This window comes from Oryzihumus sp. JJN4-3R (assembly GCF_057747915.1).
On sequence record NZ_CM173229.1, the window covers coordinates 2,884,751 to 2,904,175 of the forward strand.

Here is a 19,425-nt window from a genome sequence, read left to right on the forward strand (position 1 = left end):
CCCGCGATCAGTCCCGACGCGGTGGTCGCCAGTCCGGTGCCCTCGTGCGCGCCGGAGTCACGGCCCCGGGGTCAGTGGCTGCCCAGCCGTCGCTCGAAGCACAGCGACTGCGCCGACCCGACGTAGTGCCCGAACAGCGGGATCGGCGCGTAGCCGGCGCTCGTGTAGAGCCCGATGGCCTCACGCTGCAGCGGCCCGGTCTCGAGCCGGAGCACGACCCAGCCGCGTGCCAGCGCCTGCTCCTCGAGGAACGCCAGGACGGCCCGCGCGACGCCGCGCCCGCGCTGGCCGGCGGCGACGAACATCCGCTTCACCTCGGCCACGTCACCGCCGAGGTGGCGCAGGGCACCGCACCCGACCGCCCGCCCGTCCTCGTCGCGGGCGAGGACGAAGAGGCTGACGTCGGCGGCGCTCGGCTTCGGCCCCGGCTCGGTGTCGGCGCCGTAGCGCCCGTCGATCTCCACCCGCTGCGCCGCGCGTAGCGCCTCACCCTCCGGGCTGTCCCAGTCGGCGACCTCCACCACCACACCTGTGGTCACGGCGCGTCCGCTCTTTCGTCTGCCGGTGTGGCGCCCGTCTGCACGAGCCCAATATGCCGTGTGGTGGCCTCGCCCGCCGTCACCGGTGGCGTTCCTCACGGCCGGTGGCGGAGAAGCGCACCCGCAGGATCGGCAGCCCGGTCAGGCCCAGCGCGCGCACCCGGGCGGACAGGTTGACGACGGGGAACAGCGCTCCGTGCAGCGGCCCGCGCCCGCGCGGCGGCACCAGGTCGCGCACCTCGTCCACGCCGGGCAGCTCGAGCAGCCTCCGGCGCTCGGCGGCGTCGAGCGCCCACGGCATGGGCGGGGTGACGTAGCCCTGCCTGGTGCGCATCTGCCCGGCGAGGGTGCGCCGGCTGAACCACGGCGGCACGCCGTCCAGGACCAGGCACGCGCCGGGGAAGCGGGCGGCCACGGTGCGGACCAGCTCGTGGACCTCGGCGGGCTGGAAGTACATGAGCAGCCCCTGCGCGGTGACCAGCACGCCCCGGGAGGCGTCGACCTCCTCCATCCAGGCGGGGTCGAGCGCCGACCCGGCGAACACGGCACGTCGCCCGCCCGCCGGGCCGAGGAGGCGCTCGCGCAGCGCCACGGTCTCGGGCAGGTCGACGGTGAGCCAGCGGACCGAGCCGTTGTCGACCCGCCAGAACTGCGTCTCCAGCCCCTCGCCGAGGGCGACGACCGTGCCGTCCGGGTGTTGCGCCATGAAGCGGCGGACCTCGCGGTCGAAGGTCGCGGCCCGCAGCGCCTGCCACTGGCCGAGCTCCCCGGTGCCGAAGCGCTCGGCGAACGGGTAGTCGATCGCCGCCACCAGCTCGACGGCCCGCGGGTCGTGCAGGACCGGGTGCTCGCGCCCGGCCTCCATCGCCCGCTGGTAGAGGTTCCACAGCAACGTCTCGGGCACGCCCTCGAGGTCGACCCGCACCGACGCCATCGCTCCCGCCCTCCCCGACCGGACCCGACCGGACTCGACCGGACTGCCCGACCGGCTCGGCCCCAGCCTTCTTCGCGAGCCTAGACCGCCATCGCGGCCGGAGGGGCCGAGCGGAACGGGTGCGGCTGTGCGCTCAGCCCTCCGTCAGGCCGTGCTGGCGTGGCCGGCCAAGCGCCGTGCGGGACCGTGATGCCCGCAGCGCCGCCCGGGTCCCCGGCGCCGGAGGAAGGGTGTGCCGTGTCGTCGCCGCCTGCGGACCGGCCATCAGCCAGGCGAGGACCATGCTGACGAGCAGGCCGAGCAGGAAGATCGCGACGAGGCCGACGACGAGCTCGCCGCGGGAGAGAGCCACTTCCGCCTGCGGCCGGCCACCGCCCACGAGGAGCACCAGCCCGCCGACCACCAGGGCGATCGCGCCGACCACCAGCCCCAGCCGCCGGCGGAAGCCGAGCCCCCGCGACAGCCGCCCCCGCGCTGCCGTCATCGTGGCCGTCGTCGACCGGTGTCCCATCGCTGTCCCCTCTGCTCCGTGCGCTCGTGCATCGACAGGGATACCCGAACGGAGGGTCGCGCGAAGGGCGTTCCGGACAAGATCACACGCGAGCGCCGCTGCGCCCGGGACCGGTCCGGGTCAGAGCTCCTTGACCAGGTAGTGGCAGGGCGTCCGGTGCTCGGCCACCACCGAGCCGTGCTCGTCGCGCTCGGTCCACTCGTCGACCACGTCCCCGTGCCCCCAGTCCCGGTAACCCAGCCGCGCATACAGCCGCAGGGCTGCCACGTTGTCCGGCGCCACCGCCAGACCCATCCAGCGGGCGTCGCCGTCGAGCGCGCTCGCCTCCGCTGCCCGGACGACAGCGGTGCCGATGCCCTGGCCCTGCGGCGCGGCCTCCAGCGCGTTCATCTCCACCAGGTCCTCGAACCGTGCCCGCACCGGCTGGTACTTCGACTCCCTGAGCACGCTCACCCGCCCCACGGGCTCGCCACCCCGCCACGCCAGCAGGTATCGCGCCTCGCCCCGCTGCTGCATGGCCCACCTCTCGTCGTGGTGGGCCATGACCTTCGCCGGCAGCCCGCAGGCGGCCAGCCGGCCCATGTCCTCGGGCGAGCAGGGTTGCACGTCAACGGAATCCATTGGGGCAGCCTCCCGCAACGAGACCCGCGAGCGCCCGCGGTTATTGGTTCGACCCGCGCCGAGAGGCATGGCACCGTGGCGCCCATGAAGCCGCTGACCCCCGCCGAGATCCGGACCAGCTTCGTCAACCTCTCCAAGAGCCAGGCCAAGGCGATGAACCTGCCGGCCGGCCTCGACGCGACCGACTGGGACGTCCTGGACTACCTGGGGTGGCGTGACCCGAAGGCGCCGGCCCGCGCATACCTGGTGCTGTGGCGCGGCGAGCGCCCGCTGGGGCTGGCGCTGCGGGCCCCGTCCACCACCGGCGGCCGTGGCTCGGCGCTGTGCAACGTGTGCTTCGCGGCGCACAAGCCCTCGGACGTCGTGCTGTTCGTCGCGCCCAAGGCCGGCTCGGCCGGCCGCGAGGGCAACACGGTCGGCACCTACATCTGTGCCGACCTGGCCTGCTCGCTCTACGCCCGCGGCCTGCGCAAGCTGGAGCTGCCCCAGGGGGAGCACCTCGAGCCCGAGGAGCGGGCTCGCCGCCTGGCGGACCGGCTGGATGCCTTCGTCGACCGGGTGCTGGCCGCCTAGGCGGGCATCGCGCGGCGGGTGGCCACGGTCAGCAGGGCCTCCTCGTCGCTCAACGCGTCGAGCTCGGCAAGGCTGATGGTGCCGTCGAGCAGGCTCTGCGCGACGAGCTCGACGGCGAACGTCGGGAAGGCGCTGGGCCCGCTACCGCGGAGCCGGGATCGCAAGGGGGTCACGAGGTCGTGCACCGCCGCCTCCAGGGGGTGAGGGGGGATCTGACGCTGTCAGCGTGGCAGCCCGGTCGTGCGCGGAAGCGAGGCTTTACCAAGTCCTGACCGGAGTTGGCTCCCGATGCGGCCGTTTGCACCGGGAGGTCATGGCCAGCCGCCGGGCAGCGCGCGACGCATGGCATGGTCTGCGCCCGCTGCGGTCATGGGCCGGGTGCGGCTCGTGGCACCCGGAGCCGGACGCCCGCGACGGCTTGGCTCAGCGCACGAAGGTGAAGAGGGTGCGTCCCCGCGGCAGGTCCCGCGGCTCGCCGGTGAACCGGTGCACGCCCACGGAGAAGAGGACGTCCGCCGGGGCGTGGAAGGCCACCTCGGCGAAGCCGGCGTCGGCGAGCCAGCGCCGGATCACCGGGGTCAGGTCCGGCTCGCGGCGCGAGCGCGTCCAGACGACCGTGGCCCCGTCCGTGCAGAAGCCCGGCAGCGCCGCGATGGTCGCGTGGACGTCCTCGTCGCCGATGTTGCCGAGGACCCCGCACAGGAGCACGAGGTCGGCCGGGACGGCGTCGACGTAGTGGTCGCTCCGGCCGGCGTCGCCCTCGACCACCTGCACCCGCAGGCCGTCGGGCAACCCGCCCGCGTGCCGGCGCGCGTCGGCCACCAGGCCGGGGTGCAGCTCGACGAGGGTGGCCTCGACCCGGTCGCGTCCGACGCGGCGGGTGAGCACCTCGAGCAGGTCACGCCCGTCGCCGGCGCAGAGGCTCACGACCCGGGACAGCGCGCCGGAGCGCTCCTCGAGCCAGTCCTCGACGTGGCCCTGCACCAGGCGAAGGCGCCGTGACAGCGGCGAACCGGGGTCGGCGTAGGGCGCGTGCCACGCCTGCCAGTCGGTTGCTGCGGTCACCAGGCGAGCTCCATCCAGACGGTGTCGGGTCCACCCTCGGCGTCGGTCTCGCGGGTCACCTCGACGAACCCCTTGCGACGGTAGAACCGCCGGGCCTCCATGTTGCCGTCGACGTAGGACAGCCGCAGCCGCTGGGAACCGGCCGGCAGGGACTGCACCACCGCGCTCAGCAGGGCCGAGCCGATCCCGCAGCCGTGCAGCTCGGGCAGCACGTAGAGCTTCCACAGCACGGGGAACCCGTCCAGCTCGCCGACGGTGGCGGTGCCCACGACGTCGTCGCCGGTCACCGCGACGAAGGTGCCCTTCCGCTCGATCCCGCGGCGCACCGCCTCCGGGGACCACCAGCGGGCCAGGCCGTGCGCGACGAACGCCGGCCCCGCGATGGGTTCGTAGGTCACCGGCCACGTGCGCAACCCGACGCTGCGCACGGCATACGCGTCCTTGGTGTCCGCGAGCCTGATGTCCACGTCCGACCCCCCGCGCGAGAGCGATCCCCCTCCGCGGAGGGTAGGCCGAGCCGGGGCGACGCGCGACCGGATCATCCTGGGCGGCCGGCCGCCGGCCGGCCGGCCGTCACCGGTCAGGGCCAGCGCTGGTCGCCGGGGCCGAGCTGCACGCCGAACCCGCGCACCGCCAGGCGCAGGATCACCGGCCCGGGGGCGGTCAGCTGGGCGACCCGCGCCGCGCTGGCCTCCTCCAGATCGGCCAGGGCGCCGGCGAGGGCGAACGTGCTGCGGCGCCGGGCCCGGTCGAGCAGGACCGCGTTGGCCCACACCTTGCCCCGCGACTCCTTCAGGAAGCGGCGGGTCCCCAGCCGGTTGAGCGGGCGCAGCAGCCGGTCGGTCAGGGTCGACCCGCCGAGCCGGGCCAGCTCGTCGTCCTCGGCGCCGACCCGCTGGGCCAGCACCTCGTCGATCTGCTCGTGGTCCAGGTGGCGCCAGCGCATCAGCACGGGGTCGTCGAAGTCGGCGCTGGAGATGACGGCGAGCAGCGACTGGGGCAGGTCGAAGTTGATGTGGGCGTTGATGTCCAACAGCATGTGCCGCAGTGGCGGCAGGCCCCGGGCCCGGAACGCCACCGCCCACGGCCGGGGCACCGGAGCGCCATGGCCGTACGCCTCGAGGGCGTCGAGGTAGAGGTCGGCGAAGGCGATGTCCCACCGCTCGACCCACTCGCCGTCCTGGAACCCGCCGACGGCCAGCTCCTCGCGGACCGCCTGGGTGGTCCGCAGGTAGGCGGCGAGGAAGTAGCGGCGCGGGTCGCCGGCCGCCTCGAGCGGGGCGAGCAGCCGGTGCATGCGTGCGAGCAGGGCCTCGATGCCCACGACACCGCCGACCGGCTGCTCCACGACGGTCAGCGCGTCCAGACCTCGCGCATGTCGAGGTTGGTGAAGCTGGGTGGGGCGTCGCACAGGGCGGCGAGCTGCTCGGCGAACGCCGTGGTGTCCGCGCGCTCGGAGTTGGCCATCGCCTCCTCGTAGGAGGGGAACTCGATGATGTTCAGGTAGTGCCCCGGGCGGTCCCGGTCGGCGGTGAACATGCCGCGCGACGGGCCGCCCTCGCCGCCCTCGCGCATGTCGCGCCAGTCGTCGGCGAGCTTCTGGATCTCGTCGATACGCGACGTCGTGATGTCGATGATCTGCACGAAACCGGCCATGGTTCCTCCTTGCGCCGCAGGTGGCTCCACGGTCCCTCCGCCGGAGGCGCGGGGCCTCCGGCGAAGGGCGTAGCGGCCGCTAACGCGCCGTGGTGAAGTGCACGACCTGCTGGAACGTCGGCCGGTTCTGCCAGTCGATCGGCCGCACCCCGACCAGTCCGGCGGTGGTGTGCCGGATGTCGTCCAGGTGCTTGTCGTAGGTCAGCGCGCCCACGTCCGTGACCTGCTGCGCGGCCAGGGCCCGCTGCACGGCCGCGGTCAGCGACTGCCGCACCGTGTCGGTGCACGCGCTCCGGGTGCCGCACAGCGAGGCCGTGCGGGTCCCCGCCGGCCCGGTGCCCAGCACCCGCCGCAGCTCGGCGTCGACGTAGCCGTACCAGGCGATCTCGTTCCACGAGGAGCCCTTGCCCTCCCGCGGGTGGTCGTCCAGCGCCTTGGGCAGCTGGTCGACCAGGGACCCGAGCACGGGGCGCAGCACGTCCTTGGGCAGGGCGCCGGGGGAGGAGTCCGGCACGGCCTCGTGCTGCGGCTGCCACCACTCGTCGAACAGCGCGATGGCCGCCTGGTCGGCGTAGTGACCGGTCCGGGCCCGGTCGACCCGGTGCGCCCCGTCGGCCAGCCAGCCGCGCAGCAGGCCCACGGCCTTGCGGGTCTGCGGGTCGGAGCCGCCGTCGCCGAGGACCGCCAGCAGGGCCGGCAGCGTGTATCGCGCGCGGCTGTCGACCGTCGCCGCGTCGGCCACCGCGCCCACCAGCTGCGGGACGGTCGCGCCGCCGGCGCGGGCCAGCGCGCCCACGCGGTCCGAGAGCGCCCGCGAGCGGTAGATCGAGTTGTAGCCCCAGACGTTGTCGGCGGCGGAGAAGCCCGGCGCCTGCTTGTTGTTCCACGAGACGAAGTAGCCCGACGGCGGGTTCGCCTGCTGCACATGGCCGCTCAGCGGCACCCACCCGGTCCAGTCGTAGCTCCCCTCACCCCAGCGCGGGAAGTCCAGGTCGGTCCCCGCGGCCCGCTGCGGCAGCCGGCCGGAGCCGAAGTAGGCGATGTCCTTGTCGTTGGCGAAGAACCAGTTGAACGTGTAGTCGATCCCGCTCATGGCCCGGTCGAACGAGGCCGGGTCGTGCACCTGCGCCGGGTCGTTGACCCGGGCGAACCCGATGACCGAGTCCACCTCGTGACCGTAGGTCGACCGTTGCAGGACCAGCGCGACCGGTATGCCGTGCACCGTCACCCGGGACTGCACGATGCCGTGCCCGGTGCGCAGGACCTGCATCCGCAGCTGCTCCGGCGGGTTGGTGGCCCCGGCGTTGGGCACCGCGGTCTCCTTGTGGACCCACGAGTCCATCGCCACGCACCGGCCGTCGGCGAGGTAGTGCGTGCTGTGCACGGTCGGGGTGGAGCCGTCGGGCTCGCACAAGCGCTCGGCCACGGTGTCGACGATGTCGCTGCTGGCGCTGGTCGCGCTCCAGGCGTAGTCCAGGCCGCGGCCCAGCTCGACGACCAGCGACGTGCCGGCGAAGGAGACCCCGCGGGCGTGGATGCCGGGGCCGTTGAGGACCTCCTCGCTGAGCAGCTGCGGGGCGTAGTAACCGGTCTGCGGCCCGAACACCACGGTCGGGTGCCCATCGGCCGAGCGCGAACCCGCAATGAGCGCAGCGTTGCTCGCGCCCCGCGTGGTCAACGGCAGGAAGGAGCCGTGCGGCATGTCCAGCCCGAGGGACGGCGGTGTCGTGGGCAACGGGAGGCCGCCACCACCGGCGTCCGAACCGGTCCCGTCCGCGATGGGCCCGTTCAGGTCGGGCAGGGCCACGCCGGCCTGCGCCGGGTCGGGGTCGCCGCCGCCGTAGGGCGTGCGGACGGTGGCCGTCGTCGGCGCCTCGGGGTGGTTCTTGGCGCGCAGGTCGCGGTAGTACGCCAGGCCCTTCGTGGCGCCGAAACGGGCCTGGAGCTGCTGCAGCCAGCGCGCGTTGTCTGCCTCACCGCCCCCGCCCTTGCCGAAGATGCCGCCGACGAGGGAGGCGACGTAGACGAGGTCGGCGCGGGTCCAGTCCCGGGGAACCTTCTGCAGCGCGGCGTACTCGACCGGGCAGTGCGGCCCGGCCGGCAGGTTGGCCGGGCACAGCGCGTGCTGGGCCGCGTTGATCCCGGCCAGGTAGGCGTCGGCCCGGGCGAGCAGTGCCCGGCCCTCCTCCCCGTAGCGCTGCACCACGCCCTCGATCTGGGCCTGCGCCTCGGCCGGCGTGTAGGCCGCGATCTGCAGCTGGTGCCGGTCCATCGCGACGTTGCCCTCGGTCGGCCCGAGGAACTCCGCGGCGCGGGCGGCGCCGGCGTGCCGCAGGACGTCCTGGAGGAACATCCGGTCCATCGTCCCGGCGTAGCCGGCGCCGAACGCGACGTCCTCGGCGCTCTTCCCGTCGACGTAGGGCACCCCGTAGGCGTCCCAGCGGATGCTCACCCCGGGCCGGGGCGTCGCGCTGCGGACGACGGAGTCGGGGGTGAACCCGGCGCGCTTGTAGAGGCGCCCGACGTCCCCGGCGCTGACGGAGGCCGGGTCGAGGCGGTTCAGCCCGTCATACATCTCGAGCTGGTCGGCGAAGTTGGCCGGGGCGTTCCGGCCCTCGATGGCGACCCGGCCCTGGGGGTCCCCGGAGACCACCGTCGCGAGGCGCGCGGCGTCGATGCTGCCGGACTGGCCCGGCGGGAGGACGTTGCGGACGGCGGTCTCCAGCGGGTCTGGCGCCCCCGCCGCCGAAGCGCCCGGCGCGGCCGCGACGGCGACGACGGTCCCCGCGACGGCGGCCACGACGGCGATGAGCGGACCGGGGCGGTGGGTGGAGCGGTCACGGTCACGGCGCAGCACGGGCGACATCGGTCCTCCTCGGCGGGTGTGACCGGGGTAACGAGGAGTCCGGCGCGCAGGTTACTGATCGGTAGCCGAGAGGTGGGACGCCAGCCGGTCGAGGAACACGCGCTGGCCCGCGACCAGCTTGACGCGGGCGGTGTCGAGGTCCAGCCAGGCGACCCGGTCCAGCTCGGGGAAGGACTGCGTGCGGCCGCTGCGTGGCGGCCACTCCAGCTCGAAGGTCCCGAACACCGCGGCCGCCGGGTCGAGGTCGGCGGCCACGGCGAACACGCGCACGACCTTGCCGCTGCGCTGGCGCTCCTCGCCGAGGTCGGTCCACGCCCCGTCGGGCACGGGCAGCCCGAGCTCCTCGGTGAACTCCCGGCGGGCGGCGTCCTCGGGCTCCTCGGCGTCGTCGTGCTCACCCTTGGGGACGGACCACCCCCCGTCGTCCTTGCGGGCCCAGAACGGCCCGCCCATGTGGCCGAGGAGGACCTCCGGGGCGCCGCCGCTGAGCCGGTGGAGCAGGATGCCGGCGCTGCGTCGTGTCATGACGGCAGTCTGGCGGGCCGGGGCGGGTCAGGCCTGGCTGATCTCGACGAGGTGGCCGTCGGGGTCCCGGAAGAAGGCGCGGGTCTCCCACTCCCACTCGTGCGGCGCGGTGAGGAAGTCGGCCCCGCGGGCCAGCAGCACGGCATACGCATGCCGGCAGTCGGGCACCCGGATCGTCATCGCGTGGCTGACCCGTGCGGGGTCCGCCGGCGCCGCGAAGGTGACGTCCGGCTTGTCCGGGGTCGGGCCACCACCGGTGACCAGGAGCAGCCAGGCCCCCTGGAACCGGAACACGGCCGAGGTGCCGCCGTACTCGCGGACCAGCTCGGCGCCGAGCACGTCGCGGTACCAGTCGCGGGAGCGAGCGAGGTCGGCGACGACGAGGATCTGCGTCAGCTCCATCCCCTCGGCGGGAAACGCCTGATCGCCCCCGGGAGGGAAGGAAGCGTCGTCGGTCACGAAGCCTGTCCGCTGTCGGGAAGCTGGACCAGGCCGAGCATGTTGCCCTCGCTGTCGCGGAACCACGCGGCCTTGGCCGAGCCGATGGTGGCGATCCCGGTCGCGGTGTCGAAGCCCGGCATGTCGGGATAGCTCTCGACCTCCACCCCGCGAGCCCTGAGGTCGGCCACCTCCGCCACGATGTCGCTCACCTGCCACCCCATCTGGGTGTGCCGGCCGCTGCCGGCGTTGGCGCCGGGGTAGATCACGAACTGCGAGTCCTTGCAGCGATACGTCAGGCCGCTGGCCTGTTTCTCGTCGGGGTCCAGCCCGAGCTTCTCGCTGTACCAGGTCTGGGCCCGGGCCAGGTCGGTCGCAGGAAGCGTCGTGTGCACGTGCAGGTCCTTGAGCATCTCTCTCACTCCTCCTTCGGCCCCCGTCTTCGCCACCCTGCGCCCGGGGCCTCGTCCGCGGATCCCCCAAGCGGGTGAGCTGTGGCGATCAACGGACGCAAACAGCACCAATCGGGCAGGATGGTCGCCGCCATGGACACCTCCCAGGTCACCCTCGCCGAGCCCCCGGCCACCACCGCCGCACGGGTCGCCGAGCTCGCCGCCTATGACGTCATCGGCCACGCGGTGGAGCCCGAGCTGGCGGCGCTCGCCGAGCTCGCGGCGCTCGTGTGCGGGGCCCGCACCGCGGCGATCAACCTCATCGACGCGACGCACCAGCACCAGGTCGCGACCTACGGCGTCGGCCCCTCGATCTGCACCCGCGAGGAGTCCATGTGCGAGGTGACGATCCACCAGCAGGCCCCGATCCTCCTGGCGGATGCGCGGACCGACCCGCGCTTCCGGCAGAACCCGTTCGTCACCGGCGTGATCGCCAACGTGCGGTTCTACGTCTCCAGCCAGCTGCGCACTCCGGCCGGGGTCACCATCGGCACGTTGTGCGTCTTCGACGAGGAACCCCGCGCGATGACCCCGTCCCAGACCGGTGCGGTGGACGCCCTGGCGAAGCAGGTCGTCGACATCCTCGAGCTGCGCCGACGCACCGCCCAGCTGCAGGACTCCCTGGACGAGCTGACCCGGGCCCGGGAGGAGCTGCGGCGCTCCAACGAGCAGCTGGGGGCGTTCGCCGACCAGGTCAGCCATGACCTGCGCAACCCCCTCACCGCGGTGATGGGCTACGTCGACGAGCTCGCCGGGCTGCCCTCGGTGGCCGGGGACGCCGAGGCGGCGTGGCTGGCCGGCCGGGCGGGGCAGGCCGCTGCCCGGATGCTGTCGCAGATGTCGGAGCTGCTCGACTACGGCCACATCGGCGGCCGCCTCGCCTCGACGAAGGTCGACCTGGCCCGGCTGGCCTACCTGGTGCGCGACGACGTCAGCGAGCTCGTCCGCTCCAGCGGGGGCAACCTCGCGATCAACACCCTCCCGGTCGTCAGTGGCGACGAGCACCAGCTCCGCTCGGTGCTGCAGAACCTCGTCACCAACGCCCTCAAGTTCGTCCCCGCCGGCGTTGCTCCCGACGTGTCGATCTCGGCCCGGCGGGTCGCGGGCGGCTGGCGGGTCGAGGTGGCCGACCGTGGGGTCGGGGTCCCCGCCGACCGGGCCGAGGACGTGTTCGCCATGTTCAGCCGGACCGGTCAGGTCGACGCCGACGGCCACGGCATCGGACTGGCCACGAGCCGCCGGGTCGTCGAGGCGCACGGGGGCGAGATCGGCCTGGAGCCGCGCGCCGGCGGGGGCACGACCGCGTGGTTCGAGCTCCCGGACCCGGGGTCGGTCCCCGCCTGAGCTTTTGGCCGGCGCCCCGACCTGCCGGTATCCTCCGAGGCGCAAAGTGAGACCCCGCCAAGTATGAGTTGGCGGGGCCTCCTTTTTTGTCCCGGCGTGACGCTCCCGGACTTCGGTCAGTGCGCCATGTCCCCCCGTCCGTCACGGCGGGTCCGCGAGTCACCTCGCGGTCTGGACCTCGTTTGCTGACCGATCCGCCTTCCGTTCCCGGAGGGCGTGCATCCTTTGTATGCCGCCGGGTCGCCGCCCGACAGGGACCTAGGTCACCTGCTGCCTTCCCCCGGCTGACCGGACGCCCGCGCGTCAGCGCGGGGGCATCCGCAGCGCGCCGTCGAGGCGGATGACCTCGCCGTTGAGCATCGGGTTGTCGACGATGTGGGCGACCAGGGAGGCGTACTCGCCCGGCTTGCCCAGCCGCGAGGGGTGCGGCACCTGCGCCTCGAGGACGGCCTTCACGTCACCGGGCAGGCCGGAGAGCATCGGCGTCTCGAAGGTGCCCGGGGCGACGGTGACGACGCGGATGTCCTTGTCCGCCAGGTCGCGGGCCGCCGAAAGGGTGAGGCCGACGACGCCACCCTTGGACGCGGCATACGCGGCCTGTCCGATCTGGCCGTCGTAGGCGGCGATCGAGGCGGTCATCACGATGACGCCGCGGTCGCCGTCGATCGGCTCGTTGTCGAGCATCGCGGCGGCGGCCAGGCGCAGGACGTTGAAGGTGCCGACGAGGTTGATGTCGATGACGTTGCGGAAGGACTCCAGGTCCAGCGGGCCCTTCTTGCCGACGACCCGGCCGGGGGTGCCGACGCCGGCGCAGTTGACGACGACGCGCAGGTCGCCGAGCTCCTTGGCGACCTCGATCGCCGCCTGCACCTGGTCCTCGTCGCGCACGTCGGCGGGGGAGAAGCGGACGTGGTCGCCGAGCTCCTCGGCCAGGGCCTTGCCGGGGGAGGAGGGCAGGTCGACGATGACGACCGAGGCGCCGCCGTCGTGCAGGCGGCGGACGGTGGCCTCACCGAGGCCGGAGGCGCCACCGGTGACGAGCGCGACGGTGGAGTCGTTGATGTTCAAGGAGATTCCTCGCTGTGGTGTCGGGGACGGGGTGGTCAGCCGCGCAACAGCTGACGGGCGATGACCAGGCGCTGGATCTGGTTGGTGCCCTCGAAGATCTGGGTCACCTTGGCCTCGCGCATGTAGCGCTCGACCGGGAAGTCCTGCGTGTAACCGTAGCCACCGAGGACCTGCACCGCATCGGTGGTGACCTTCATCGCGGCGTCGGTGCAGACCAGCTTGGCGATGGCCGCCTGCTTGCTGAACGGCCGGCCGGCGTCGCGCAGCCGGGCCGCGTGCAGGTAGGTCGCACGCGCCGAGGTGACCGCGGCCTCCATGTCGGCGAGCAGGAACGACAGGCCCTGGAACTCGCTGATCGCCCGGCCGAACTGGTGCCGCTCGGTGGCGTATCCGGCGGCCACGTCGAGGGCAGCCTGAGCCAGGCCGGTCGCGGCGGCGGCGATGCCGAGCCGGCCGGAGTCCAGGGCGGACAGGGCGATCGACATGCCCATGCCCGGCTCGCCGACCAGGCGGCCGGCGTCGACGACGGCGTCCTCGAAGTAGACCTGGCGCACCGTGTCGCAGGCCAGGCCCATCTTGCGCTCGGGCTCGCCGAAGCGCAGTCCCTCGGTGTCGGCCGGCACGATGAAGCAGGACAGCCCGCGGCTGGGGTGGTCGCCGGTGCGGGCGAAGGTCGTGTAGAAGTCGGCGTGCCCGGCGTGGGAGATCCAGGCCTTGGTCCCCTTGAGGGCGTATGACGCGCCGTCACCGACCGGGGTGGCTCGCGTGGAGATCGCGGAGACGTCGGAGCCGGCCTGGGGCTCGGAGAGGCAGTAGGCCCCGAGGGTCGCGCCGCCGAGCATAGCCGGCAGGAGCTCGGCCTTCTGGGCGTCGGTGCCGAACTGCGCCACTGGGTAGCAGGTCAGGGAGTGGACGCTGACGCCGACGGCGACGCTCATCCACGCGGAGGCGATCTCCTCCACGACCTGCAGGTAGACCTCGTAGGGCTGGCCGCCGCCGCCGAGCTCCTCGGGGTAGGCCAGGGAGAGCAGCCCGGCGTCGCCGAGCAGGCGGAAGGTGTCGCGCGGGAGCTCGGCGGCCGCCTCGGCGGCCGAGGCCTTCGGGGCGAGCTGCTCGGCGCAGATCTCGCGCGTGAGCTCGATGAGGTCCTGGGCTTCCTCGGTGGGCATGAGGCGGTCTGCGGGCATGACGCGAACGATACTCCACTGGATACGGCAGTATCGATATCCGTATGATGACGATCATGCCGAGCACCCTCACCGCGCGCCAGGTCGACCTGCTCGACCGGTTGACCGACCTCGTCGTGGCCGAGGGCTTCGCGCACCTGACCCTGGATGACCTCGCGGCGCGGCTGCGCTGCTCCAAGACGACCCTCTACGCGCTCGCGTCCAGCAAGGACCAGCTCGCCGTGCGGGTGGTCAACAACTTCTTCCGCCGGGCTACGGCCCTGGTCGAGTCGAGGGTCGAGGCGCGCCGGGCGCCGCTGCGCCGGATCGAGGCCTACCTCGAGGCCATCGCGGAGGCGCTCCGGCCGGCGTCGCGGCAGTTCATCGACGACGTCGCCGGCTTCGAGCTGACCCGGGCGAGCTACCGCGACAACGCCGTGGCGGCCGGCCGTCGCGTGCGCGAGCTCGTCGACGACGCGTCCGAGGACAAGGCGGTCGCCCCGGTCGACGGTGCGTTCGTGGCGACGTGGATCGGCATCACCATCGAGGCGATCCAGCGCGGCGACTTCGCCGAGCGGGCCGGGCTCGGCGACGCCGCGGCCTTCGAGGAGCTCGGCCGCCTGGTCAGCCGGGCGCTGACCCGCCCCGTCTGACCTGCCCCGCCTGACCCGCCTCACCACCCCACTGCCGCGGTCAGGCGGCCGGCTCGAGCTCGACCATCCCGTTGCGGGCGTGGGACGAGTCCAACCGGCGCACGCCGCGCGACAGCAGGGGGGCGAAGCTCGCGACGACGAACACCGCCGCCGTTCCGGCCAGGGTGTGCTCGATACCGAAGACGGCCGCGAGGGGGCCGGCCAGGGCGTTGCCGACCGGCATGCCGACGAACGAGGTGAGTCCGTCCCAGGAGGAGACCCGCGCCAGGACGCCGTGGGGGAACTGGTCCTGGAGGATCGTCTCCCAGCAGGCGTTGAGGAACGCCAGGCCGAGCATCGACAGCACGGCGCACACGACGACGACCCACAGGTGGGCCGGCCACACGTAGGACGCGGCGAGAAGTCCGGTGAGGGCCAGGCCGCTGTTGGCTGCGAGCAGGGGGCGTCGCGGTCGGACCGTCATGGCCGCGAACCCGCCGATCACCCCACCGACGCCGATGGCGCTGCCGATGATGCCTACTGCGGCGGCCCCGCCGAGCCGGTGGATGGCGACGACCGGGGCGAGCACGGCCAGGACGCCCGACGCCGTGTTCCACACGCCGTGCCCGATCAGGTTGCGCCAGTACCAACCGCGGGAGCGGACCTCCGACCAGCCGGCCCCGAGCTCCTTCCACAGTGGCTGTCGTGGCATCCGGACTGCGTGCACCCGGACCTGGGAGAGGGTCACGGCCGAGACGACGTAGGTGCCCGCGTTCGCGACGAAGGCCGCGGACGGGCTGGTCGTGGCGACCAGGAGGCCGGCGAGGGCGGGGCCGGCGATGTTGGCGCCGCTCTGCAGCAGGCCCATGAAGGCGTTGGCTGCGTGCCGCTGCTCGATCGGCACCACCAGCGGTTGCAGCGAGGCCAGGGCGGGACGGAAGAAGGCGGCGGCGGCGCCGGAGACCACGTAGAGACCACACAGCGCGCCGACGGAAGGGTGGGAGTGCGTGAACTCCAGGGCAAGCAGCACCTGGGCGACGGCGCGGACCAGGTCGCACAGGATCATCAGCGGCTGAGGGCGGAGCCGGTCGGCCCAGACCCCGCCCAGGAGCATGAACGCCAGGCGTGAGGCCATGCCGGTGCCGATGACGACGCCGAGGTCGCCGGCGGTGCCGCCTCGCTGGATGATCGCCACGGCCAGGGCCACGGTGACGAGCGCATCGCCGAGCCAGGAAAGGCCCTGTCCGGCTGCGAGGAGGCGGAACGGTGTGGAGCGCAGGGCCTGCAGGGAGTCGCGGAGTGCCATGACACAGGATGGTAGTTAGCCATCTAACTGTTAGCAAGTGAATTATCAGTCTCTTGACAGTCAGGTCTGACAGACTCGGGCCATGGCTCGCACCATCACGGACTCGGTCGACGCACACGTCGAGCGCTGGCTCCCGGCGCTCCCACAGCTCGACCCCGAGGTCGAGGGCGTCATCACCCGGATGCAGCGCCTGCTCTGGCTGCTCAAGCAGAGCAAGGTGCGGGCCTGGGCCGAGCAGGGCGTGACCGAGGCCGACGTCTACACCGTGCACATGGTCATCTCCCTCGAGCTGTCGTCGAAGGAGGCCACTCCGGCCCAGCTGGCGCAGGAGTGCCGCGTGACCCGCGCCGGCATGACCGGCCGGCTCGACCGGCTCGAGGCGGCCGGCCACATCACCCGCGAGGCGGACCCGCAGGACCGGCGCCGTGTCATCGTCCGGGTCACCCCGGCCGGACGGGCGATGTGGGAGACCGCCAGCGAGGTCGGCATCCGCCTGGAGACCGAGTTCCTCGCCACCGTGAGCCCCCACCAGCGCGGCCAGCTCAACCAGCTGCTGCGGACGCTGCTCTCCGGCGTGGAGGCGCGACCGGACTGAGCCACACGGCATACCGTGTCCGCGGAGCGTCGCGGTCGGCGACGGCCGACAGGGAGGCGAGCAGCGTGGCGGGCAGTGCACTCATCGGTGGGTTCGTCCTGGCGTCGGGCCAGAGCTCCATGTGGCAGGACATGTTCACGTTCGAGATCCCGCCGGTGGAGAAGATCATCCGCACCGTCGTGGTCTACCTGTTCATCGGCGTGCTGATCCGGGTCGCGGGCAAGCGGATGATGGCCCAGCTCAACTCCTTCGACCTGGTGGTCGTGCTGCTGCTGAGCAACGTGGTGCAGAACGCCATCATCGGTCCGGACAACTCGCTGGTCGGCGGCCTGCTCGGCGCCGCGGTGCTGGTGCTCTTCAACGCCCTGATGGACCGCGTCGCCCTGATGGGGCCGCGGACGACCTGGCTGTTCCAGGGCTCGCCGACGGTGCTGGTCACCCATGGCAAGGTGGACGAGAAGGCCGTGCACCGGGTGGGGCTGCGCGATCACGAGATCATGAGCGCGCTGCACCACCAGGGTGCCGACGGGCCCAACGAGGTGCGCAAGGCATCGCTGGAGCCGGGCGGCACGTGGAACATCGAGCTGATGCGCGACGAGCAGGCGGCCAGCTTCGGCGACCTGCGGCAGGCGGTGCTGGACCTCCAGCGCCACCTCGACGCCAGGCTGTCAGCCCTCGAAGGGCGTGACGGACGGCCGCTTGGCGGTAATGGCGTCTCCTGAGGACTGACCCTTCAGCCGGCGCTGCACCCAGGGGGCGAAGTACTCCCGGGCCCACCGGGCGTTCTCCCGCAGGCTCTGCGACCGCGGGATCGGCGGCGCCGGGGGCAGCGGGGTGGCCCACTCGGCGTCGGTGGTCTCGAAGCCCAGGGTGGTGAACGCGGCCAGGGCCACGCGGCGGTGCCCGTCGGTGGTCAGGTGGATCCGGTCGCTCGCCCAGAGCCGCCAGTCGCGCAGGGCGTGCATGCCCCACAGGTCGACGACCTGCGCGTCGTGCCGGCGCGCGATCGACCAGATGTGAGCGGCGTAGGTCGCGGCCCGGCCGCGGGTCGCCTTGACCACCGGGGCGTCCCGCGGGTCGACCGGGGTGAACAGCAGCACGTCGGCGCCGCCGGCCCGCAGCCGCGCGAGGGCGTCCTCCAGCTGGGCGGCCAGGGCGTCGACGTCGGCGCGAGGGCGCAGGATGTCGTTGCCGCCGCCGACGATGCTGACCAGGTCCGGCTCCAGGGCCAGGGCCTGCTCCACCTGCGGCCCGGCGATGTCGTCCAGCAGCCGGCCGCGGACGGCGAGGTTGGCGTAGCCGAAGTCCTGCCCCGCGGCCCTGGCCTCCTGGGCGAGGTGCGCCGCGAGGCGGTCGGCCCACCCGACGTAGGCGTTGTCCCGCCCGGGGTCGGGGTCGCTCATGCCCTCGGTGAACGAGTCGCCGATGGCGACGAAACGGGACCACTTCATGACAGCCTCCAGTCGACGGGGTCGGCGCCCTGGGCGCCCAGCAGCTCGTTGGCCCGGCTGAACGGCCGGGACCCGAAGAACCCGCCGCGCGCAGACAGCGGCGAGGGGTGGGCGCTCTCGATGCGCGGCACCTGCCCCAGGGACGGCCCCAGGCCCTGCGCGTCGCGGCCCCAGAGGATCGCCACGAGCGGTCCGCCGCGCTCGACGAGCGCCTGGATCGCGCGGGCGGTCACGGCCTCCCAGCCCTTGCCGCGGTGGCTGCCCGCGGCGCCCGGGCGGACGGTCAGCACGCGGTTGAGCAGCAGCACGCCCTGGTCCGCCCACGGGGACAGGTCGCCGTTGGCCGGTGTCGGCAGCCCGAGGTCGGTGCCCATCTCGGCGTAGATGTTCTGCAGGCTGCGCGGCACCGGCCGCACGTCCGGGGCGACCGAGAAGGACAGGCCGACCGCGTGCCCGGGGGTGGGGTAGGGGTCCTGGCCCACGATGAGCACCCTGACGTCCTCGAGCGGGCGGCTGAACGCCCGCAGCACGTGCTCACCCGCAGGCAGGTATCCGCGGCCGGAGGCCAGCTCCGCCCGCAGGAACTCACCCAGCCGGGTCACGTCCTCCGCCACGGGCTCCAGCGCGACGGCCCAGCTCGGGTGGACGAGGTCGGTCAACGGCTTCGCGGCAGGCACGGCGCCAATGTAGGCGACGGCCCGGCGGGTGTCGGCGACGGCTCAGTGGTGGGGACGGCAGCCCCGCAGGTGGGGCGACGGCTCAGTGGTGGTGCGGGCGGGCCAGGTGGCGGTAGCCCCGGTGCACCGCGTGGCCGAGCCCCTCCCGGGGGTAGGGCCACGGACCGCGGGCCAGTGCCTGCGGCTCGGGGACGTGCGCCGCGACCAGCAGCCGCAGGTGGTCGGCCACCTCGGTGACCTCGCGCGCCTGCTGCCGCACGAACTCGACGTCGACGGCGGCCCCGTGGCCCGGCACGACGGTGGTGACCGGGTCGAGCAGGGCGGCCAGCCGCTCCAGGGTCGGGCCCCAGTCCAGCGGCCAGCAGTCCGGGCCGAAGGCCGGCGGCCCGGACTCCTCGACCAGGTCGCCGGCGTAGAGCACGTCGGCGTCGGGCACGAGCAGGACGGCGTCGCCGTCGGTGTGCCCGCAGCCGAGGTGCCGCGCCTCGACGACGCGCCCGCCGAGGTCGAGCCGCCAGCGGTGGGCGAACACCGTGGCGGGCAGCACGCGCTCACCCTCGGCCGGCGGCCCCGGGGCCTCGTCCTCCAGGCGGTCCTCCTCCGACCGGTCCGCCTCCAGCGTGGCCAGGGTCGCGGCGTGGGCGACCACCGTCGCGCCGGGGAAGGCGCCGTTGCCGCGGACGTGGTCGAAGTGGGCGTGGGTGTTGAGCACGGCCCGCACCGGCAGGTCCGAGAGCTCACGGATGTGGTCGGCCAGCTCGCGGCCCTGGCTGAGGGCGGCCCGGGTGTCGACCACGAGCAGGCCCTCAGCACCGGCCACCACCCCGCAGGAGACGTCCCAGGGTGCGTACCGCCGCACCCAGCAGCGCTCCCCGACCTCGACCCACTCGGTGGCCATGGCGTCACTGTGACAGGCGCCGCGGCCGGCTCCAACCGACGATCGTCACCCCGCCGTCACCCCTTCGCCCAGCCCTTCGGCGGAGGCGGCACGCGGGGGCTGACGCCG

General features: G+C 73.5%; 24 protein-coding genes. 5 read left to right on the plus strand and 19 right to left on the minus strand.

What is annotated here, in order from left to right; all coding sequences use genetic code 11:
- Positions 1 to 71: 71 nt before the first annotated feature.
- The 4 genes from AC3ANM_RS13795 to AC3ANM_RS13810 all read right to left on the minus strand — a co-directional run bounded on the left by AC3ANM_RS13795 (position 72) and on the right by AC3ANM_RS13810 (position 2,605).
- On the minus strand, positions 72 to 539 hold the full coding sequence (locus AC3ANM_RS13795) for a GNAT family N-acetyltransferase (RefSeq protein WP_488284986.1): 468 nt from the start codon (positions 537 to 539) through the stop codon (positions 72 to 74).
- A 79-nt stretch (positions 540 to 618) separates the two neighbouring features.
- Positions 619 to 1,473: a class I SAM-dependent methyltransferase gene (locus AC3ANM_RS13800; protein WP_488284987.1), complete on the minus strand. Its 855-nt coding sequence runs from the start codon at positions 1,471 to 1,473 to the stop codon at positions 619 to 621.
- A 133-nt stretch (positions 1,474 to 1,606) separates the two neighbouring features.
- Positions 1,607 to 1,984 (minus strand): hypothetical protein, encoded by a 378-nt coding sequence (locus AC3ANM_RS13805; protein ID WP_488284988.1) that lies wholly within the window; start codon positions 1,982 to 1,984, stop codon positions 1,607 to 1,609.
- Between the two features lie 120 nt (positions 1,985 to 2,104).
- A complete protein-coding gene (locus AC3ANM_RS13810; protein WP_488284989.1) occupies positions 2,105 to 2,605 on the minus strand; it encodes a GNAT family N-acetyltransferase in 501 nt (166 codons plus the stop codon).
- Positions 2,606 to 2,689: 84 nt separating this feature from the next.
- On the opposite strand from AC3ANM_RS13810, the gene AC3ANM_RS13815 reads away from it, so the two are divergent.
- Entirely contained in the window at positions 2,690 to 3,178 is a 489-nt protein-coding gene (locus AC3ANM_RS13815) for an FBP domain-containing protein (protein ID WP_488284990.1), read from the plus strand.
- Here AC3ANM_RS13815 and AC3ANM_RS13820 read toward each other — a convergent pair.
- The 9 genes from AC3ANM_RS13820 to AC3ANM_RS13860 form a co-directional block, all read right to left on the minus strand.
- Positions 3,175 to 3,351 (minus strand): hypothetical protein, encoded by a 177-nt coding sequence (locus tag AC3ANM_RS13820; RefSeq protein ID WP_488284991.1) that lies wholly within the window; start codon positions 3,349 to 3,351, stop codon positions 3,175 to 3,177. The genes AC3ANM_RS13815 and AC3ANM_RS13820 overlap by 4 nt on opposite strands.
- A gap of 250 nt (positions 3,352 to 3,601) precedes the next feature.
- Positions 3,602 to 4,243 (minus strand): class I SAM-dependent methyltransferase, encoded by a 642-nt coding sequence (locus AC3ANM_RS13825; RefSeq protein WP_488284992.1) that lies wholly within the window; start codon positions 4,241 to 4,243, stop codon positions 3,602 to 3,604.
- Positions 4,240 to 4,710, minus strand: coding sequence for a GNAT family N-acetyltransferase (locus tag AC3ANM_RS13830; RefSeq protein WP_488284993.1), 471 nt, complete (start codon positions 4,708 to 4,710; stop codon positions 4,240 to 4,242). The genes AC3ANM_RS13825 and AC3ANM_RS13830 overlap by 4 nt, the downstream gene beginning before the upstream one ends.
- 113 nt (positions 4,711 to 4,823) lie before the next feature.
- Entirely contained in the window at positions 4,824 to 5,591 is a 768-nt protein-coding gene (locus tag AC3ANM_RS13835; RefSeq protein ID WP_488284994.1) for a DUF5995 family protein, read from the minus strand.
- A 5-nt stretch (positions 5,592 to 5,596) separates the two neighbouring features.
- Positions 5,597 to 5,899, minus strand: a complete 303-nt coding sequence (locus AC3ANM_RS13840; protein ID WP_488284995.1) for a hypothetical protein — start codon at positions 5,897 to 5,899, stop codon at positions 5,597 to 5,599.
- A gap of 79 nt (positions 5,900 to 5,978) precedes the next feature.
- Complete coding sequence (locus AC3ANM_RS13845) at positions 5,979 to 8,765, minus strand: penicillin acylase family protein (RefSeq protein WP_488284996.1); 2,787 nt, start codon at positions 8,763 to 8,765, stop codon at positions 5,979 to 5,981.
- Positions 8,766 to 8,816: 51 nt separating this feature from the next.
- Complete coding sequence (locus tag AC3ANM_RS13850; protein WP_488284997.1) at positions 8,817 to 9,290, minus strand: NUDIX hydrolase; 474 nt, start codon at positions 9,288 to 9,290, stop codon at positions 8,817 to 8,819.
- A gap of 27 nt (positions 9,291 to 9,317) precedes the next feature.
- Positions 9,318 to 9,749 carry a VOC family protein gene (locus AC3ANM_RS13855; protein WP_488284998.1) on the minus strand — a complete coding sequence of 144 codons (432 nt, stop codon included), beginning with the start codon at positions 9,747 to 9,749 and terminating at the stop codon, positions 9,318 to 9,320.
- Positions 9,746 to 10,141, minus strand: coding sequence for a VOC family protein (locus tag AC3ANM_RS13860; protein WP_488287956.1), 396 nt, complete (start codon positions 10,139 to 10,141; stop codon positions 9,746 to 9,748). The genes AC3ANM_RS13855 and AC3ANM_RS13860 overlap by 4 nt, the downstream gene beginning before the upstream one ends.
- Before the next feature lie 132 nt (positions 10,142 to 10,273).
- Between AC3ANM_RS13860 and AC3ANM_RS13865 the strand changes: the two genes are divergently transcribed.
- Complete coding sequence (locus AC3ANM_RS13865; protein ID WP_488284999.1) at positions 10,274 to 11,524, plus strand: sensor histidine kinase; 1,251 nt, start codon at positions 10,274 to 10,276, stop codon at positions 11,522 to 11,524.
- 303 nt (positions 11,525 to 11,827) lie between these two features.
- On the opposite strand, the gene AC3ANM_RS13870 is transcribed toward AC3ANM_RS13865, so the two are convergent.
- Together AC3ANM_RS13870 and AC3ANM_RS13875 are read right to left on the minus strand one after the other, a co-directional pair.
- Positions 11,828 to 12,592: a 3-hydroxyacyl-CoA dehydrogenase gene (locus tag AC3ANM_RS13870; protein ID WP_488285000.1), complete on the minus strand. Its 765-nt coding sequence runs from the start codon at positions 12,590 to 12,592 to the stop codon at positions 11,828 to 11,830.
- Positions 12,593 to 12,627: 35 nt separating this feature from the next.
- Positions 12,628 to 13,779: an acyl-CoA dehydrogenase family protein gene (locus AC3ANM_RS13875; protein ID WP_488285001.1), complete on the minus strand. Its 1,152-nt coding sequence runs from the start codon at positions 13,777 to 13,779 to the stop codon at positions 12,628 to 12,630.
- Between the two features lie 56 nt (positions 13,780 to 13,835).
- Between AC3ANM_RS13875 and AC3ANM_RS13880 the strand changes: the two genes are divergently transcribed.
- Entirely contained in the window at positions 13,836 to 14,411 is a 576-nt protein-coding gene (locus AC3ANM_RS13880) for a TetR/AcrR family transcriptional regulator (protein ID WP_488285002.1), read from the plus strand.
- A gap of 40 nt (positions 14,412 to 14,451) precedes the next feature.
- Here AC3ANM_RS13880 and AC3ANM_RS13885 read toward each other — a convergent pair whose 3' ends face one another.
- Positions 14,452 to 15,696, minus strand: coding sequence for an MFS transporter (locus tag AC3ANM_RS13885; protein ID WP_488285003.1), 1,245 nt, complete (start codon positions 15,694 to 15,696; stop codon positions 14,452 to 14,454).
- Between the two features lie 82 nt (positions 15,697 to 15,778).
- Between AC3ANM_RS13885 and AC3ANM_RS13890 the strand changes: the two genes are divergently transcribed.
- Both AC3ANM_RS13890 and AC3ANM_RS13895 read left to right on the plus strand, forming a co-directional pair.
- Entirely contained in the window at positions 15,779 to 16,291 is a 513-nt protein-coding gene (locus AC3ANM_RS13890) for a MarR family winged helix-turn-helix transcriptional regulator (RefSeq protein ID WP_488285004.1), read from the plus strand.
- 65 nt (positions 16,292 to 16,356) lie between these two features.
- The gene (locus AC3ANM_RS13895; RefSeq protein ID WP_488285005.1) at positions 16,357 to 17,013 is read left to right on the plus strand and encodes a DUF421 domain-containing protein; all 657 of its coding nucleotides are present in this window, start codon (positions 16,357 to 16,359) and stop codon (positions 17,011 to 17,013) included.
- Here AC3ANM_RS13895 and AC3ANM_RS13900 read toward each other — a convergent pair.
- From AC3ANM_RS13900 to AC3ANM_RS13910, 3 genes are all read right to left on the minus strand, one after another.
- Complete coding sequence (locus AC3ANM_RS13900; RefSeq protein WP_488285006.1) at positions 16,960 to 17,742, minus strand: SGNH/GDSL hydrolase family protein; 783 nt, start codon at positions 17,740 to 17,742, stop codon at positions 16,960 to 16,962. The genes AC3ANM_RS13895 and AC3ANM_RS13900 overlap by 54 nt on opposite strands.
- Positions 17,739 to 18,419: a uracil-DNA glycosylase gene (locus AC3ANM_RS13905; RefSeq protein ID WP_488285007.1), complete on the minus strand. Its 681-nt coding sequence runs from the start codon at positions 18,417 to 18,419 to the stop codon at positions 17,739 to 17,741. Before AC3ANM_RS13905 ends, AC3ANM_RS13900 begins: the two co-directional genes overlap by 4 nt.
- Positions 18,420 to 18,501: 82 nt before the next feature.
- On the minus strand, positions 18,502 to 19,317 hold the full coding sequence (locus AC3ANM_RS13910; RefSeq protein WP_488285008.1) for an MBL fold metallo-hydrolase: 816 nt from the start codon (positions 19,315 to 19,317) through the stop codon (positions 18,502 to 18,504).
- Positions 19,318 to 19,425: the final 108 nt, after the last annotated feature.